The sequence below is a fragment of the Desulfolithobacter sp. genome, assembly GCF_054025815.1.
In genome coordinates this window covers 44032-61371 of the sequence record NZ_JBPMMS010000033.1, presented here as the reverse complement: position 1 = coordinate 61371, position 17340 = coordinate 44032, and the positions used below count along the sequence as shown (strand labels likewise).

The 17340-nt window shown below is 57.7% G+C and carries 16 protein-coding genes; 4 read left to right on the top strand and 12 right to left on the bottom strand.

All coding sequences use genetic code 11. The annotated features are described in order from the left end of the window. Window position 1 precedes the first annotated feature (1 nt). Window positions 2–1099 carry a redox-regulated ATPase YchF gene (gene ychF / locus ACXJJY_RS08105; RefSeq protein WP_456386842.1) on the bottom strand — a complete coding sequence of 366 codons (1098 nt, stop codon included), beginning with the start codon at window positions 1097–1099 and terminating at the stop codon, window positions 2–4. Window positions 1100–1225: 126 nt separating this feature from the next. After that, a complete protein-coding gene (locus tag ACXJJY_RS08100; RefSeq protein WP_456386840.1) occupies window positions 1226–1675 on the bottom strand; it encodes a DUF2452 domain-containing protein in 450 nt (149 codons plus the stop codon). Window positions 1676–1770: 95 nt separating this feature from the next. Between ACXJJY_RS08100 and ACXJJY_RS08095 the strand changes: the two genes are divergently transcribed. Then, window positions 1771–3105 (top strand): amidohydrolase family protein, encoded by a 1335-nt coding sequence (locus ACXJJY_RS08095; RefSeq protein WP_456386838.1) that lies wholly within the window; start codon window positions 1771–1773, stop codon window positions 3103–3105. Window positions 3106–3190: 85 nt separating this feature from the next. Here the strand turns inward: ACXJJY_RS08095 and ACXJJY_RS08090 are convergent, their stop codons facing one another. The 6 genes from ACXJJY_RS08090 to htpG form a co-directional block, all read right to left on the bottom strand. Then, the gene (locus tag ACXJJY_RS08090) at window positions 3191–4297 is read right to left on the bottom strand and encodes a sensor histidine kinase (protein WP_456386836.1); all 1107 of its coding nucleotides are present in this window, start codon (window positions 4295–4297) and stop codon (window positions 3191–3193) included. Further along, the gene (locus ACXJJY_RS08085; RefSeq protein ID WP_456386834.1) at window positions 4297–4809 is read right to left on the bottom strand and encodes a hypothetical protein; all 513 of its coding nucleotides are present in this window, start codon (window positions 4807–4809) and stop codon (window positions 4297–4299) included. The genes ACXJJY_RS08090 and ACXJJY_RS08085 overlap by 1 nt, the downstream gene beginning before the upstream one ends. 106 nt (window positions 4810–4915) lie before the next feature. Beyond that, window positions 4916–5539 carry a YqaA family protein gene (locus ACXJJY_RS08080; protein ID WP_456386832.1) on the bottom strand — a complete coding sequence of 208 codons (624 nt, stop codon included), beginning with the start codon at window positions 5537–5539 and terminating at the stop codon, window positions 4916–4918. After that, window positions 5532–6185 carry a protein-L-isoaspartate(D-aspartate) O-methyltransferase gene (locus tag ACXJJY_RS08075; protein WP_456386830.1) on the bottom strand — a complete coding sequence of 218 codons (654 nt, stop codon included), beginning with the start codon at window positions 6183–6185 and terminating at the stop codon, window positions 5532–5534. Before ACXJJY_RS08075 ends, ACXJJY_RS08080 begins: the two co-directional genes overlap by 8 nt. Beyond that, complete coding sequence (locus ACXJJY_RS08070; protein ID WP_456386828.1) at window positions 6182–6559, bottom strand: hypothetical protein; 378 nt, start codon at window positions 6557–6559, stop codon at window positions 6182–6184. Before ACXJJY_RS08070 ends, ACXJJY_RS08075 begins: the two co-directional genes overlap by 4 nt. 164 nt (window positions 6560–6723) lie before the next feature. Beyond that, on the bottom strand, window positions 6724–8625 hold the full coding sequence (gene htpG / locus ACXJJY_RS08065; RefSeq protein WP_456386826.1) for a molecular chaperone HtpG: 1902 nt from the start codon (window positions 8623–8625) through the stop codon (window positions 6724–6726). Between the two features lie 227 nt (window positions 8626–8852). Between htpG and hemG the strand changes: the two genes are divergently transcribed. Further along, window positions 8853–10262, top strand: a complete 1410-nt coding sequence (hemG, locus tag ACXJJY_RS08060) for a protoporphyrinogen oxidase (protein WP_456386824.1) — start codon at window positions 8853–8855, stop codon at window positions 10260–10262. Between the two features lie 168 nt (window positions 10263–10430). Here the strand turns inward: hemG and ACXJJY_RS08055 are convergent, their stop codons facing one another. The 4 genes from ACXJJY_RS08055 to icd form a co-directional block, all read right to left on the bottom strand. Then, the gene (locus tag ACXJJY_RS08055; protein ID WP_456386822.1) at window positions 10431–11084 is read right to left on the bottom strand and encodes a hypothetical protein; all 654 of its coding nucleotides are present in this window, start codon (window positions 11082–11084) and stop codon (window positions 10431–10433) included. A 66-nt stretch (window positions 11085–11150) separates the two neighbouring features. After that, window positions 11151–12470, bottom strand: a complete 1320-nt coding sequence (gene dnaA / locus ACXJJY_RS08050) for a chromosomal replication initiator protein DnaA (protein WP_456386820.1) — start codon at window positions 12468–12470, stop codon at window positions 11151–11153. A 659-nt stretch (window positions 12471–13129) separates the two neighbouring features. After that, window positions 13130–13849 (bottom strand): ComF family protein, encoded by a 720-nt coding sequence (locus tag ACXJJY_RS08045; RefSeq protein ID WP_456386818.1) that lies wholly within the window; start codon window positions 13847–13849, stop codon window positions 13130–13132. Window positions 13850–13880: 31 nt separating this feature from the next. Continuing rightward, a complete protein-coding gene (gene icd / locus ACXJJY_RS08040; protein ID WP_456386874.1) occupies window positions 13881–15101 on the bottom strand; it encodes an isocitrate dehydrogenase (NADP(+)) in 1221 nt (406 codons plus the stop codon). Window positions 15102–15302: 201 nt separating this feature from the next. On the opposite strand from icd, the gene ACXJJY_RS08035 reads away from it, so the two are divergent. Both ACXJJY_RS08035 and ACXJJY_RS08030 read left to right on the top strand, forming a co-directional pair. After that, the gene (locus ACXJJY_RS08035; protein ID WP_456386816.1) at window positions 15303–16508 is read left to right on the top strand and encodes an NAD-dependent epimerase/dehydratase family protein; all 1206 of its coding nucleotides are present in this window, start codon (window positions 15303–15305) and stop codon (window positions 16506–16508) included. Between the two features lie 17 nt (window positions 16509–16525). Next, window positions 16526–17278: a lysophospholipid acyltransferase family protein gene (locus ACXJJY_RS08030; RefSeq protein ID WP_456386814.1), complete on the top strand. Its 753-nt coding sequence runs from the start codon at window positions 16526–16528 to the stop codon at window positions 17276–17278. The last annotated feature ends 62 nt before the right edge of the window (window positions 17279–17340 follow it).

Sequence of the window (17340 nt, the reverse complement as noted above, 5' to 3'; positions counted from 1 at the left end):
CCTAAACATTGAAACGGAACAGGATACAGTCGCCATCCTGGACCACATATTCCTTACCTTCAGAGCGCATGAGGCCCTTGTCCCGGGCCGCGGATTCGGAACCGCAACGGATATAGTCCTCATAGGCGATCACCTCTGCCCGGATGAAACCGCGTTCAAAATCAGTGTGGATCTTGCCCGCAGCACCCGGGGCGGTAGTGCCCCTGGTGATGGTCCAGGCCTTCGTTTCCTTTTCGCCGACCGTAAAAAAGGTTATCAGGCCAAGAAGTTCATAACCGGCCCGGATCAGCCGATGCAACCCTGGCTCCTCCATGCCGAGATCAGCCAGGAACTCCTGCTGTTCGTCGGCTTCCAGCTGGCTGAGCTCCTGTTCGATGCCGCCGGCGATGGTGACCACGGAGGCCCCTTCCCCGGCCGCAGCCTTTTCAAGCTCCCGGACAAAACTGTTACCCGAAGCCGCGTCGTCCTCGCCGACATTGGCCACGTAGAGGACCGGCTTGGCGGTCAGCAGACAGAGATCGCGCACAAGATCGCGCTCGAGGTCTGTTTCCGGCTCCAAAACCCTGGCCGGTTCGCCCCGGTCAAGCACTTCCTGAAGTCTTTCCAGGAAAACCACCTCGGCCTTGCATCTCTTGTCTCCGGACTTGGCCTGGTTACGGGCCTTTTTCAGCCGTTTCTCCACCGACTCCAGGTCGGCCAGGACCAACTCCATGGTGATGACGTCGCGGTCGCGCAGCGGATCGATGGAGCCTTCCACATGAACCACGTTATCATCCCTGAAACAGCGGATCACATGGACAATGGCGTCCACCTGACGGATGTGGCCAAGAAACTGGTTGCCCAGCCCTTCGCCCTGGCTGGCACCCTTGACCAGGCCGGCGATATCGACAAACTCCATCTGGGTGGCCACTTTGTTTCTGGTCTTGACCAACTCGGCCAGCCGGTCCAGCCGGGGGTCCGGCACCGGCACCACTCCCACGTTGGGTTCAATGGTGCAGAAGGGATAGTTTTCCGCGTCTATGCCCGCCGCGGTGAGGGCGTTAAATATGGTGGACTTGCCCACGTTTGGCAACCCCACGATTCCACAACGAAATCCCATAATGTATTTTCTTTATGCGTAAAATTTTGTCATCTTGGTCAACCAGGCCACCCTCGCAACAACATGCCCTGCCGGCAACCGCGTCCAATGGCAAACCTCAAACAGTATGCCGGACTCCGCCTGCTGTCAGGAACCTGTCTCCAGCTCGGTCCAGCCCATGTCTGCATCCAGCCGGTAGCTGCCGACATAGACATGTGGCGGCCTGCCCCTCCAGTCCGCCGGTGAGAGCAGAGACCAGACCAGGGTTTCGTCACTGCGGCGATAGAGATGATAGACATGGCCAATGCGGACCTGGAAAGATTTTTCCGCCCTGTGCAACTCCTGGTCGCGCCGGGCCTTTTCCAGGATGGCCCGGGCCTCGTCCTGCAGGACCCGGATCTGGCGGGCAATCACCTCAAGCCGCCCTTCGGCGTGGCTGGCGAGCAGTTTATCGGCCCGCTCGATCTCCGAGGCGATATCGACCAGGGAAATGGCCGGTGCCAGCCGGCTCACCGGGTATGGTGCGCTGTGGTCCGGTCCCTCATGGGTCTTGCCCCGTCCGGCATATGGGGTATATTCCTGCTGTTGTCTCTTCATCGGTTCATTCCGTACCGTGCAGGGCGACGGAAGGATCCCGCCGCCGGGCCAAGGCCCTTGCCCTGCACCGCCACCATACAGCAATACCCAAGGTTATGCAAACCGACATTCTGATCACCGACACCCTGCTGCTGCCCGCTCCGGGAGAGGATACGCTCCTTCCGGAAAGCTTTATCCGGATCAGGGACAGCCTCATAGTGGAAACCGGCCCCATGGCAGCCCTGACCGACCAGGAGTCCTGCACCATTATCGACGGCAGTGGCTGCCTGGCAATGCCCGGCCTTATCAACGGCCATTGCCATGGAGCCATGACCCTTTTCAGGGGCCTGGCCGATGACCTGGACCTGACCACCTGGCTGACAGAGCACATTTTCCCGGCCGAAGCCCGGGCCGTCACCCCGGAGATGGTCTTCTGGTGCACGACTCTCGCCGCGGCCGAGATGCTTCTTTCCGGCATCACCTTCGTGGCCGACGGTTATTTCCACGAACACGAGGCCGCCAGGGCCTTTGCCGGATGCGGAATCCGGGCAGTGGCCGCCCAGGGGGTGATCGATTTTCCCGCCCCCGGAGTTTTGGACCCGGCCGACAACATCCCGGCCGCGGCCCGGTTTCTCGACAAGTGGCACAACCACCCCCTGATCACCCCGGCCATCTTCGCCCACTCGCCCTACACCTGTTCACCAGCCACCCTGATCCGGGCCGGGGAACTGGCCCGGCAACGAAAAGCACCCTTTTTCATCCACCTGGCCGAAACCGCAGACGAACATAAGAGGATCATAGACCCCCGCGGCAGCTCGCCGGTACGTCACCTGGAGGCCCTGGGCCTTCTCGATGCCATGACCGTCTGCATTCACTGCGTCAGCATAGACAGGAAGGATATGGACATCCTCGCCCGCACCGGAGCCCGGGTGGTCACCTGTCCGCGGAGCAACCTGAAACTGAGCTCGGGCCTGGCACCGGTCTCCGACATGCTGGCCAGGAATATCGCGGTGAGCCTGGGAACTGACTCCGCGGCCAGCAACAATGTCCTTGACCTGTTTGCAGAAATGGACTGCCTGGCCAAGATCCAGAAAATCCGTTGCCACGACCCGGTGGCAATTCCGGCCGCCAGGATCCTCAAGCTGGCAACCACCCCCCTGCTGCCGGGCCGATCCGGTCCCGGTGGACGGATCGAGCCGGGCCGGGCGGCCGACCTTATCCTGGTGGACCTGGACAGGCCTTCTCTGCGCCCGTTCTACGGTCCTGACACCCTGGTATACGCGGCAAGGGGGAATGCGGTCCGGGACGTGATCGTGAACGGACAACTGGTGGTGAGCAACAGGAAACTGCTGACAATGGACCTGGAGGAGGTCTTTCGCCAGGTGGCAAAACTGATGAAAAAAAACAATGATAGCCTGAAAGACGGATTTTCCTGCAACCTTAATCCGTGAGCGTTCGAGAACGGCCCGCAGGCAGCGAAGTGAATTTCCAGCAGGCTTGTTTTGCAAAAAAAAACAGCTCAAGGCCGTCACAGATTCAGGCACTGGGACGGTGCTGGAATTCCCCAAGATGGGTCGGCAGTGTGATAGTCACAGTGGTTCCCCGGCCCGGTGTGCTGGCGAGGTCAATGGTGCCCCGGTGTTCGTCGATGATCTGTCTGACCCAGGGCAGACCCAGACCGGTGGGACCGGCATCGGTCTCATGGAAGGCTTCGAAAATATGCTCCAGGACCTGCTCCGGGATCCCGGGGCCGTCATCGCTGATGGTCAGCAGAACACCCCGCTGATCCCGGCCCGTGGCAAGGGTGATGATATTGCCCTGCCCGCAGACCTCGATGGCGTTGCGGACAAGATGCAGAATGGCCACCCGGACAAGCTGACTGTCGCCCTGGAAAACCAGGGAGCCCGGTGCAAGACGGCTTTCCAGTCGGATGCCGGCCGCTGCCGCCTCTTCTTTCACCACGTCAAGGACCTGACGCATCAGGTCGTTGAGATCGACCTCGCCGAAATGCTCCCTGATCCCGGACTGGAGCTCCTCGAAACGATTGATCAGCGATTCGAGCTTTTCGGTCTGCTCCAGAACCACCCCCAGCCGCTCGTCGTCCCCCCTGGTGTCCTGCCGGTTGCCACGGCCCAGCAGGCGCCGAATCAGGCCGCCGATCACCATGACCGGGTTCCGTATTTCATGGGCCACATGCAGGGCCAGCTCGGCCCGGGTCCGGTCAGCGACGATAACCTCGATATCCCGATTGAGCTGCAGGACCTGGCGACTGGTCTTCTCCAGGTTTTCCCGATCCCTGAGCATTCGGCCCATAATCTTCATCGTATCCCGGAAAAACAGCGTCACGGCAAAGATAACGATGAAACTGATGGTGTTGATGGATCCGCTCAGGGGGGAAAGCTGTTGCCAGAGCCGGCCGTGCCCCGCCAGGTAGAGCAGGTGCCGGACCAGATGACCAAGGGAGCGGGAAACACAAAAGGCGAACAGGGCTGCGATGAGCCACTTCAGGTAGGTAGTCAGGGCATTTTCCGGCTCCCGGTCGTAAATCTGCAGGGCAAGGCGCAGACATAAGCCGGCCATCACCAGCATAACAAGGCAGCCGACAACATCCACCAGCTTGAGCGGAGACAGCGACCAGATCATCAGGATCTCCGCTCTCCGGAAATCATCAGATTGACGGTCCGCTCCCGCCGCATCCGACGCAAGCCAAGGTAGATACAGACCAGGGCCGGCACGCAGATCAGGTGATCCATACGCAAAATCCAGTAAAGATAATCCAGGCTCGACACCATCCTGATCGCCGTGTGGCCATGCTCCACACTACCGATAAAATGGTTCCGGGGCAGCAGAGCCTCCACCACGTGGCCGACAAAAGCCCAGGTGTTCCACAGGCCAAGCAAAAAGCCACCAAGGGCGATCCTGCGCCAGGCTGCATTTCCCCACAGCTGCGAATTTCGTATCTTGTAGACCAGGCCGGCCATGGCAAGAAAGTAGAGTACATGCCCTATCTGATGGGCGTAGAGCCCCTCGGGTGCGGCATGGGTCTGGAGAGCAAAAGCAGGCAGGGCCTTGAAAAGAAGGCAGGTCCCGCTTCCAAGTCCGGTCAGGAAAGAACCGGAAAAACGGCCGGCACGGTGGCAGGAAGTTGATTTCATCTCATTGATCCCGGAAATCTTATGCATTACCAGGCTGTTGAAAAACGTAACGAGCGAAGATGAGCCATTCCCCTTGCAGGAGAACAGACAGAAAAGTCCGCTGATCTCAAAGAAGCATCTTGACCAGCACAAATCCTCCGATCAGCAGAACCAGAAAAAGAATGGAAAGGATATTGAAATACCGCCTGATAAAGTGCTGAACCGGGGCTCCGAACCGGTAAATCAGTCCCGCGACCAGGAAAAAACGAGCTGACCGGGCCACCAGGGAGACCAGGAAGAAAGTAACGAAATCGATCTTAAAGGCCCCGGCGGTGATGGTGAAGAGCTTATACGGCAACGGGGTGAAACCGGCTGCTCCGACGGCCCAGGCATCGTAGCGCCGGTAGAGATCCTGAACCACATCATACTTTTCCTGGAGCCCGTACCAGTCGAGAATACGCATCCCCAGGGTATCCATGAACCCAAGCCCCAGCCCATAGCCGATCACCCCGCCCACCACCGAGCCAATGGCGCAGATGGCGGCATAGCGAAAGGACTTTGTCGGGGCCGCGATACAGAGCGCTATCAGAAAAACGTCCGGCGGAATAGGGAAAAAAGAAGATTCGGCCACTGCGATGAGAAACAGAACCCAGAGGCCGGCAGGGGTCTGGATCCATTCCATGCACCGGTCATAAACCCGCTCCATCAGGGAAATCTTTCTCCCTTCCTGTCCCCCTTTCATTTCAGCCATCCCAGCCGTGGGTTCCGATCAGGTTGACGAAACGTACATACTCCAGAGGCTGGATCGAAACCTGCCCGTTCTTTTTTTCGACCAGTTGCAATTCCTGAACGTCCTGGTCGCCCACCGGGATGACAAGCCGACCCGGATCGGCCAGCTGCGCAAGGAGAGGATCAGGGATCTTCGGGCCGCCGGCAGTCACGAGAATACCATCAAAAGGTGCCTCGTCCGGCCAGCCGATGGTTCCGTCGTCGATCCTGGAAACGATGTTATGGTAATGGAGCTTGTCAAAGACCCGCCGGGCCCGGCCCAGGAGAGAATCGATCCGCTCGATGGTGTAAACCCGGTCGCAGATTCGCGACAGCACTGCTGCCTGGTAGCCGGAACCGGTGCCGATCTCCAGTACACGCTCCCCGCCCTTGAGCCCCAGGGCCTGGGTCATGAGCGCAACGATGTAGGGCTGGGAGATTGTCTGTCCTGCCCCGATGGGCAGGGGATGATCGTCATAGGCCCTGGACGCCATGGCGTCTTCGACAAAGAGATGCCGAGGCACCGTACGCATGGCTTCAAGAACCAGAGGGTCGCTGATGCCGCGGGGAACCAGCTGCTCCTCGACCATCCGCTCTCTTTTTATATCATATGATTTTGAGTGATTCACTTGATCTCGTCCCAGGTAAAATCACCCTTCCAAGCAGTATCTTTTTTGTCGAATTCACGAAATTCACAGCCGGTGACCTCGTCCCCCTTCAAGGTGACGACCAGCATCTCGTAACCGTCTGGATCCATATATGAACCGATCACCGGTGCACGGCCAAGCACCCCGTCCCTGCGGTCTTCATAATAGACATATTCCTCCACTCCCTGTGCCACAACCCGGTGACCGTCCGGCTCTCCAAGATAAAGGAGGACGTCGCTTCTGGTCGAGACTCCCGGCTTGATCAGACTGGCGTCCGAGGCCAGGTGGCGCACCGGTTTACCATAACAGCCGCTCAACAGCAGCAAAAGACAACAGAAAACAAGTATGCGACGCATTGGTTTTCCTCCTCAGTACAGTTCATCCGGCTGGCACCGCTCCGGTATCGGCGGCACCCGTCCGGATCAGGTCGGACTTTTGCGACGCCATCAAAAAAAGGTTGTGTTCCTATATCGTGAACACAACCTTTTTTCAAGATTTACCGATCTGACAGCCTGGAGTCTCATTCCTTGGCGGGTTCATCGGTAACAACATTTTCCGCCACCCGTTCAAGGATACGATAGTTGCGGCTGACCATCTCCTGGCTGTCCACCAGCAGACCGGCCTGGATCATGGCATTGTCATAAATCTGCCAGACCACGTCGCGGGCAAAGTCCTGATCGCTGGTCCGCAGAGCGTCAAGCTTGTTGATCAGCGGGCTGGACGGGTTGATCTCCATATCCTTCCTGCCACCAATGGGTAACAGCGAATCTTCCCGGGCTGTGGCCCGCAAAACCCGTTCCATGGACGAGGTCATATGACCGTCCACATTGACGATCATGGCCGGACTGTCCACCAAACGGGTGGAGGGCTTGACATCCTGGACCTTGTCTCCCAGCACTTCTTTGATAAAAGAACAAATATCTTTGATCTGCTCCTCGGACAGGGATGAAGCCGTGGTCTCGCCCTTGTCCTCCGTGTCGGACGTCTCGGGCAGACGAAGATCGGCCCGGTCGGCGGAGACGAGTTTCTTGTCCCGATAGGTAGCCATGTGACTCAGGACAAAATCATCAATGGGCTCCAGGGTGTAGATAATCTCGATCTCACGCTTTCTGAACATCTCTACGTACGGCCCGTGCTCCACCGCGCTTCGGCTGGGACCGTTAATGTAATAGATGGCATCCTGACCTTCCTTCATCCGGTCGATGTAATCGTCCAGCGAGGTCAGCTCACCCGGCTCGGTGGCCGAGGACTCGAAACGCAGCAGCTTGCCGATCTCGTCGCGGTACTCGAAGTCAGAGGTGGCTCCCTCTTTGAGAAATATGCCGAAGGTCTTCCAGAACTCGGCATATTTCTCCGGATTGTTTTTGGCCTCGTCGGCTAGGAACTTGAGGAACCGCCTGGTCAGCACCTTGCGGAGCCGATGGACCAGGGCATTGTCCTGAAGGGCCTGACGCGAGATATTAAGCGGCAGATCTTCAGAATCAACCACACCCTTCAAAAAACGCAGCCACTCGGGAAGGATATGTTCGGAATGCTGATCGATGAGAACCTTCTGGCAATACAGGTTGACCCCCGGCTGCATCCGGCCCATGCCCATGAGCTCGTAGTTTTCCTTTGGCACGTAAAGAAGGGCATTGATGGCCAGCGGCGCATCGGTGGAAAAATGGAGCCGGTAGATGGGCTCGTCCACCGCGTTGGCGATAAACTTGTAGAACTCAGTGTACTCTTCTTCGGTGATCTCGGACCTGGAACGGGTCCAGATCGCCTGCACCGTATTAACGGTCTTGCCATCCACCTTGATGGGAAAGGGCACAAAATTGGAATACTGCTTGATGATCCTCTCAATGGTGAACTTGTTGGCATAATCCTCTGCATCATCCTTGAGCTCGATGATGATCTTGGTTCCCCGATGCAGCCCCGGACACTCGCGAATGGTGTACGTGCCGGCTCCGTCCGACTCCCACTCGTGCCCCTCGCTGCCGTCCCAGGGGCGGGTTTGAACCCGGACCCGCTTTGCGGCCATGAACACCGAATAAAACCCGACCCCGAACTGGCCGATCAGGTTGACATCCTTCTTGGCCGCCTCGGCCAGTTCTTCGAGGAACTTGCCGGAACCGGAATGGGCGATGGTCCCCAGGTTGGTCTCCAGTTCCTCCCTGGTCATTCCTATGCCGGTATCGGTGATGGTGAGCCGGTGGCGCTTGGCATCACAGTCTATGTTGATCTCCAGGGGTACATCCCTGTCAAATTCCGGCTTTTCCGTCAGGCTGATGTGCCGGTATTTTTCCAGGGCATCGGCGGCGTTGGAAACAAGCTCCCTGACAAAGATATCACGCTCGGTATAGAGCGAATTGATCACAATATCGAGAACCTTCCTGGTTTCCGCCTCAAACTGCCTGGTTTCGACTTTGGCATCTGTCATCGTACCTGCTCCCTTTTTTCTGGTTCTGTTGCTTGTCTTTGAGTATATTTCCCTCTGCATTGAACACCTGACACTCAGCGGACTGTTACCTCGTGGTCCATGAGCGGAACTGTGCCCAATGCAGGTTCTTCTTCCGGGCAACATGGTAAGCATGATCACGGACCTGTCAAGAGTGGGAGCAAACCGCGATCTATCCTGGGATTCAATATATTTACAAAGAGCTACACATGAGCACACAGGTATATGACGCCATCATCATAGGAGCAGGGCTCAGCGGTCTTGCCGTGGCCCGGTTTCTGCAACACAAACGGCCGGAATGTTCCCTTCTGGTCCTGGAAAAATCAGACCGGCCCGGTGGCGCGGTGCAGACCAGGAGCGAGGAAGGATTCCTGGCCGAATACGGGCCACACGGGTTTCTCGACAACTGCCTGGAGTCCCGGGTCCTGATTCACCTGGCCGGGGCCGAAAACGAGGTGGAAAAAGCGCCGCTGGGCAAGTTTGTCCGCTACATCTGCCTGGACGGCCGGCTGCGAATGATTCCCCAGCAGCCGATGAAGATTATCCGCGCCGACCTGGTCCCTCTTGCCGCCAAGCTGCGGGTTCTGGCCGATGCCTGGAAAAAACCACTGGAAGGCGAACCCACGGTGGCCGACTGGGTGGAGTATCGGTTCGGCCGGGCCCTGGTTCCTTTTGCCGACGCCGTCTTCACCGGCACCTATGCCGGCGATATCAACCGGCTTGCCATCGACGGGGTCATGCCCGGGGTCCGGAAGCTGGAAAAGGAGCATGGCTCGGTCCTCAAGGGGGTATTCAAAATGCTCTGGGACAAAAAGAAAAAAGGCTCCGGCGGTGGAAAAAAGGGACTGCCGGCCATGACCTCCTTCTCTTCGGGCATGGAACGGTTGGTCCTGGGCCTGGTCCAGCCCCTGAAGGTCAACCGGGACATCATGTACCGAACCGTCGTGCAGAGTATTGAGCGCACTGAAGAAGGATGGACCGTGCAGACCGGGCACAACGCCTTTTCCTGCCGCCACCTGGTCCTGGCCGTGCCTGCCAACCCGGCCCTGCAGCTCCTGGCCACCATTCCGGATATCACCGCCCCGCCGCTTGCCGAGCTGCCCCAGGCCCGGGTGGCCACAGTCATCCTGGGATTCACCGACCAGGCGAAGATCCCGCCCGGATTCGGCTACCTGGCCCCGGAGCAGGAAAAGAGATTCGCCCTCGGGTCCCTGTTCTCTTCCAACATGTTCCCCGGCCGGGCCCCGGACGGCCACGTGCTGCTGGAAACCATCATCGGCGGCCGCCGCCATCCAGAACGGCTGGACCTGGACGACTCCGAACTCATCGACAAGACCCTGGCCGACCTCAAGGAACTGATCAACCTGCCTAACCCGGTCTTTACCCGGGTCCTGAGGCCCGGTTCTGCTATCCCGCAGCTTGAAGCGGGATACCCGGCTCTGCTCGAATGGCGCAACCAGCTTACCAGGACCTGGCCGGATCTGCATGTCTGCGGTTTTGGCTGGGGCGGCATCGGCATCAACGACATGGCCAAGGAAGCCTGGAAGGCAGCCAAGGGCGTTTTGACGGGAACTGGAGAAAAAGAGGAAGGTGCAGAGGTCAAAGGAATCTATTTCTAACCAGGTCAGCCGGCCTTACCAACCAGCGAAGTATTTGACCCAGGACATCAACCGGGTGACATGAACCCAGTGATGATTTGGGGAGAATCAGGCAGGAAAACCTGTTTTTTCACGGTGTGGCTGAACCAATGGGCCGGAAAGGAAAAAAGAGAAAAAAGAAAACCTCCTTCACCGGCAATTGTCTTGCCTGAGCGCCTTGACCCGCACCAGGGCCTTGCGCAGCAGAACCTGCTCCGGCTTCCACCTCCCCGGCACCTCGACCTGGTACTCTTCGCCCTGTTCCCACCAGTTATCCAGAAGTATGGTGCAGTGGCGCGGGTCATAATCATTGTACGACGCAAATGTTTCGGAGCACAGGATCAGCTTGCCCGGCTGATAAGAGACCCATAGCGTCAACTCGTCACCATCGCGGTTCCGCAACCGCAGGTTTTCCAGAGCGCCGATCGCCAGAAGGAAACTGTCCGGCACGATCGGACTGTATCCGTGGAAATGCCCTTCTCCGGAAAGAAAGTTGACCCGGATGAATTCACCGTACCCCATGCTGGAGGCCAGCTCGCGCCAGGTCTGCAGACGGGCTTTCTCCAGTTCAGCGGCGATTCTTGCCTGCTCTGTTTCGGCGCGCAAGCGCTCCCTTTGTTCCCGCTCCCGCAACTCAGCCTGTTGTTGCCGCAGTTCGAGCTTTTGTTCCAGGGACAACTTCTCCCACTCATCCTCGCTCATACCCATTGGATACCTGCTGCAGCCGGCAAGGATCAACACCAGGACGAAAAGACACACTTTGAACAATAGCCGCTCGCGGCACGCAAGCGTGAAATTAATCATTTTGTAACCTTGTCGTAATCATGACCAGGTATTCTGCACCCATGTAAATGGTACTGTGCCGGGAGACTATTTCTGCAACTTTTCACAGAGCATCTCCACCTGACGGCGAACCGAGGTTTTGCGGGACATGTCTCTGGTCACCACCTTTATGGCATGGAGAACTGTTGAGTGGTCGCGGTTGTAGAGCTGGCCGATATCGGCCAGCGATTCCCCGGTGTACTTGCGGGTCAGGTACATGGCCACCTGGCGGGGAAAAGTGATGGAGCGCTTGCGGGAGCGGGAGGTCAGATCCTCTATGGAGACCTTGAACTCACAGCCGACAAAATCACGGATCGTCTCCCCGGAGAGCTCTGCCGGGCGGTCGATGATGGCACCAACAACCTCCTTCACCAGGGCCAGATCCGGCGGAGTCCCCAGCAGGCAGGACTTGGCCCGGATACCGATCAGAGCGCTCTCGGTCCTGCGGATATCACCCCGCAGATGCCGGGCGAGAAAATCCACCACCTCGTCGCCGAGCTCCAGCTCGCTCTGAGCCGCCTTGTGGCGAATTATGGAGGCGCGGGTCTCGTATTCCGGTTCCTCGATGTGAGTAACCAGCCCGGAGGTCATCCGCGAACGAAAATCTTCGTCTATCCCGGCAATGTTGCGCGGCGCCACAGCCGAGGTCAAAATCACCCGCCGGCCGGAACGGATCAGGTAGTCCAGGACCGTGTTCAACTCTTCCTGGGTCTTATTCTTGCCGGTCAGGGTGTGGATGTCCTCCACCAGAAGCATGTCGCAGTTCTGCACGTACTTGCGGGAAAACTTGTCCATGGCCCCGTTACGGATACCCTGGACCATCTCGGCGGAAAACTGCTGGGCGGTCAGATAATGGAGCCGGGTGGAAGGGGCGGTCTGCATCACCTTGTGGACCACGGCCTGGGTCAGGTGACTCTTCCCAAGCCCGGTGGAAGAGTTGATGAACAGACAGTGGCCATAGGTGGACTGGCCATCCGCCAGGGCCTGGCAGGCGGACCGGGCAAGAATATTGGATTCCCCGACCATGAACTGCTCGAAGGTGTAGCCTGGATGCAGAGACCGGATCCGGTTGACCGGGGCTGTGACCCCGGGCAGGCGGAGCTGACCTCCAGCACCTGCATCTGTCGGGATTCCGGGCTCGCTGTCCACCGTCAGTCTGACCTCGGAAGGGCCGCCAAGCTCCTGCAGACGGCCTTTAATCAAATCAAGGTAGCGTTCCTGGACCCAGGCACAGAAAAAACGGTCCGGTCCAACCAGTTCCAGCACCTCCTGGTCTTCTCGCCTGCACGAAAGTGGCTTGATCCACAGGCCAAAATCGCTTTCCGGCAGTACATCCTGCAACGATTCCCTGACAGTTTCCCACACCATTGAAACCAACCTCTTGCGCTCCTTTTCTGTAAATACAATAAAATATCAACCAATCATTCATGTTCCGAGCAGAAGGCAAAATCATGCCCGGTCATGGCGAACGCTCAGGATCAACCCGAAGCCCTGGGCCCCGGAATTGCTTTTTCAGTACATAAATATCCTGCGAGAGCAGCAGGAAGAATCGTTTTTCACGTTGAATGCCAGCCCAGACAGCTCCCCAGAAGGGGGTGTCGCTGTGACGGGCATAGATGTAGCTCTAAAGGTCGGTCAGGTCAAAAGCCGTTTGAGCGAATTTCCGGTTCAAAATCAAAGAATGAAGAGGAAAATACCTCTTCCAGCATGCATCAGGGTTTGCAATGGGTCATACCGTCAAAGGTCCATAAAATCGTACTTTTTCTTTTCGTGCATCGATTACCATTTAAGATCAATAAGTTATGATTGTTACCGAAAATTTATCCACAAGTTATCAACAATTTTAAACTCTACAGTACGGCGTTTTTCTCAAGATAACTCCTTAATGCTACAAAATACGGTTACAGACCATCAGGTCTTTTTAATTCCCCTTTACTGCGACCGATACAGCATCCGGGCGTCGAAAAAAAATTCCGGACCTCAATCTCCATAACCGCATTCCGGTTGCAGCCGACCTGTCCCTGATTTCAATCTGAAACCGCCACTGCCAGAACAAAAACCTCGATCCGGCGGCAACCTGCCCGGCGCAGAGTCCGGGAGCACTGGTCAATGGTGGAACCGGTGGTCATCACGTCGTCAACAAGCAATACATGGCGTCCCTGCAAGCTGTCGCTGTCCGTTACCGTAAAAGCACCCTGGAGATTTCTCCGCCGGCCGGATCCGGTCAGGGTGGACTGGGGAATGGTTGGGCGCGCCCGAACCAGCAGACCGGGCTCAATACGTTCCCTGTGCCCCGGAAAAAAACTGCGGGCCAGCAGGAGACTCTGGTTGAAACCACGCTCCCGGAGCCGGGTCGGATGAAGGGGGACAGGGATGATAATATCAGGTTCGCTGATTTCCCGAAAACCGGCGGACTGACGGGCAAGCCAGGCCATGGTGGAAAGCCCGGTCAGATCCCCCCCGTACTTGAAACAATGAATCAGGGTGACCAGGGGATCATGATAGGAGAGCGCCCCCCGGGCCAGGTCGAACCCGGGCGGTTCCATAAGACAGCGGCCGCAGAGATGATCCTGGCCGGAGACAAAAGGTCTGCCGCAACAGGAGCAGCAGGGAGAGGAAAGCGGCGAAAGGCGGGCAAAGCAGGAAGAACAAAAAAGCGGCAGCTGCCGACAAGGCAACTGCCGCCCGCATCCAAGGCAACGGGGTGGAAAGAGGAGGTCCTGCAGCGCGGCTACAAGTCCCCTCATCGAACTGAACGCCCCGTTCCTGCGCTAAGACCTACATATTACCTATGATAGCATCGCCAAAGGCGGAGCAGGAGAGCCTGGTGGCTCCTTCCATCTGCCTGGCCAGATCATAGGTCACGGTCTTGTTGGAGATAGTGGAGGAAAGCGCCCGCTGGATCATGTCCACAGGCTCCTGCCAGCCGAGATACTCCAACATCATCACCCCGGAAAGCAGAAGCGAGCCGGGATTGACCTTGTCCTGGCCGGCGTATTTTGGCGCCGTGCCATGGGTCGCCTCGAACAGGGCATAGCCATCCCCGATGTTCGCTCCCGGCGCCATGCCCAGTCCACCGACCTGCGCGGCCAGAGCATCGGACATGTAGTCGCCGTTGAGGTTAGGCATGGCCAGGACCGAGTATTCATCGGGCCGCAGCAGAATCTGCTGGAACATGGCGTCTGCGATCCGATCCTTGATCAGGATCCTGCCTTCAGGCTGTTTGCCGTCGAACTTTTCCCACATCTCATCTTCGGAGATGGTCACGTCGCCAAATTCGTCCCGGGCCAGTTCGTAGCCCCAGTTGCGAAACGCACCCTCGGTGTACTTCATGATGTTGCCCTTGTGAACCAGGGTCACCGAGCTGAGGTTCTGATCAATGGCGTACTGGATGGCCTTGCGGACCAGCCGCTTGGTGCCGAACTCTGAGATCGGCTTGATACCGATACCAGAGCCGTCGCGCACATCCGCACCCATCTCCTTTTGCAGAAAATCGATCACCTTGTCGGCCTCAGGAGAACCGGACTGCCACTCGATACCGGCATAGACATCCTCGGTATTTTCCCGGAAAACCACCATGTTGACCTTTTCCGGGGTTTTGACCGGGCTGACCACACCCTGGAAATAGCGAACCGGCCGGACACAGGCATAGAGATCCAGCACCTGGCGCAGAGTCACGTTGAGCGAACGCATGCCCTCGCCCACCGGGGTGGTCAGCGGTCCCTTGATGGCGACGATGTACTTGCGGATGGCCTCCAGAGTGGACTCGGGCAGCCACTCGCCGGTCTTTTCCACCGCCTTTTCACCGGCATAGACCTCGAGCCAGTCGATCTCTCTCTCGCCGCCATAACATTTTTCCACCGCCGCATCGATCACCTTGCGGGTCACGGCCCAAATGTCGGGACCAATGCCATCCCCCTCGATAAAGGGGATAACCGGGCTTTCGGGTACGTTGAGGGATCCATCCTTGTTTACTGTAATTGCCTTGCCACTCAAAATAATATCCTCCTTGACTACGTCCGGGACCAGGGATCCTGATCCAGTTCCTTCTCAAATTCAAAAAATACGAAAAAATGAAAATATATTCGATTCGTCACCCTCCGTCAAGATACTGCCCGGGGGACAGAGAGAACGGGTGATTTTAAAATACTATGGAAATACGCTGTTATTATGCTATATTTGAAGATTCACAGGTATGCCATGACAACAGAGACAAAAAAAACAGATACCGGGCCAAGACGGCCCGTAATCGAGATCCAGGAAAAACGGCTCGGGGTCCTGATCGGCGGCTCCGGCCTGATCGGCGGCACTCTTGCGCACTATTTCAAGACCAAGACGCCGGATGAAATCGAGATCCGGGCTCCCAGCTCCAAGAAGCTTTCCATCCGGAACTCCGAGGACATCAGGACCTACCTGCGCCGGGTCAAGCCGAATTTTGTCATCAACACCGCCATCGCCGCCCTGGATTCCGATGCCCAGCTGGCCTTTGAGGTCAACTACCTCGGTACGGTCAACCTGGCCCGCGCCTGTACGGCCCTTGATATCCCCTACATCCATATGAGTTCGGCCGCCACCCTGCCCAATGGCGAAAACCTGACCGAGGATGACCACCTGCCCCTGTCGCCGACCCTGAACAACTATGCGAAGTCAAAGCTCATGTCCGAGCGGACCCTCAAATTCATGGGCCAGCACAGGGGACTTGACTACACGGTGATCCGGCTGGCCATTGTCTATGGAGAGCATGACCACAAGATCCAGGGTTTTCACCGGCTCTTCTTCACCATCGCCGATGAAGCCATGCCCTTCATGATCACCAAGAAGGGGATCAAGCACTCCTATACCAACTGCAACAAAGTGCCCTATTTTGTCCATCATGTGCTGGACAACCGGGACGAATTCCGGGGCGAGACCTATCATTTCGTTGACCGGGAACCGGTGGAGCTGGCCGAACTGATCCTCACCATCCGCTCCTACCTTGAGCTCAAACGGCCCCGGGAGATCTACATTCCCTACCCGGTGATCCGTTCCGGCAAGTACTTCCTGGAACGGCTGGCCAAGATACTCAACTGGTTCGGAATCATAGTCCGCCTGCCGCCGGAGCTGATGTTCCTGGAAAACTTCTACAAGTCCCAGACCCTGTGCACGGACAAACTCCGGGCCTCGAGCTGGGTCGATCCTGATCCCGACGAAACCATCTACACCGCGCTGCCCAGGCTGGTGATCTACTACCTGACCCGATGGGGACACCTGAACCTGATCACCACCTTCAACGAAGAGTTCTTTGGCGACAATGAGCTGGAAGAAGATTTCCGTTACTCACCCCGCGAGCTGCTCAACTCCATTCACGAAGACTCCACGGCCCCGTTCCATGATATTCTTGGTCAGGAAAAACGGCCAAAAAACTAACCGACCCTTCACCCCCCATGTCTACTGTACAATATATCCGCGCACTCGTAGACCTTATTCTGATTCCGCCCCTGACCTTCGCGGTCTGCTCCCTGGCCCTGATCGACCTGACCTGTATCCGCAAATCAGAGACCAGGGCCCAGGCTTTTCCCCGGTTCTGGGGCCGGGTTCTCTGCAGGGTAGCCGGTATCCGGGTCCGGATCGAAGGGCTGGAAAATATCGATCCGGACAAGACCTATATCTTTGCCGGCAACCACTGTTCCCAGGCCGACATCTATGCTTTCCAGGGCTACTTTCCCCACGATTTCCGCTGGATCGCCAAAAAGGAGCTGTTCAGGATCCCTGTTTTCGGCCAGGCCATGCGCCGATCCGGATTTGTGGCCATGGATCGCTCCCGCGGACGGGAAGCGTTGAAGAGCCTCAATCAGGCAGCCAAACAAATCGCCGCCGGCACCTCGGTCATCATCTTTCCCGAAGGGACCCGCAGCCCGGACGGCCGCCTGCGGCCGTTTAAAACCGGGGCCGTGCTCCTGGCCATCAAGTCAGGCGTCCCGGTGGTCCCCATTGGCTTTAACGGCACCCACAGGGTTCTGCCCAAGCACAAGTTGCTGGCCCGTTCCGGAGACGTGGTCCTGAGGATTGGCAAACCAATCCCAACCACTGATTTCAAGCCAAAAGACAAACAGATACTTGCCAAACGGATCCACGACGAGGTGGCCAGCCTGCTTGACCCGGAACAGCGGCCCGTGGAGGAAACCGGGAGCCACTGATCCTCCCGGCCCTCCCGTCCGCAGCCGGACACCCTTCACCGGCCGCCCCAACCCCGCGGCTG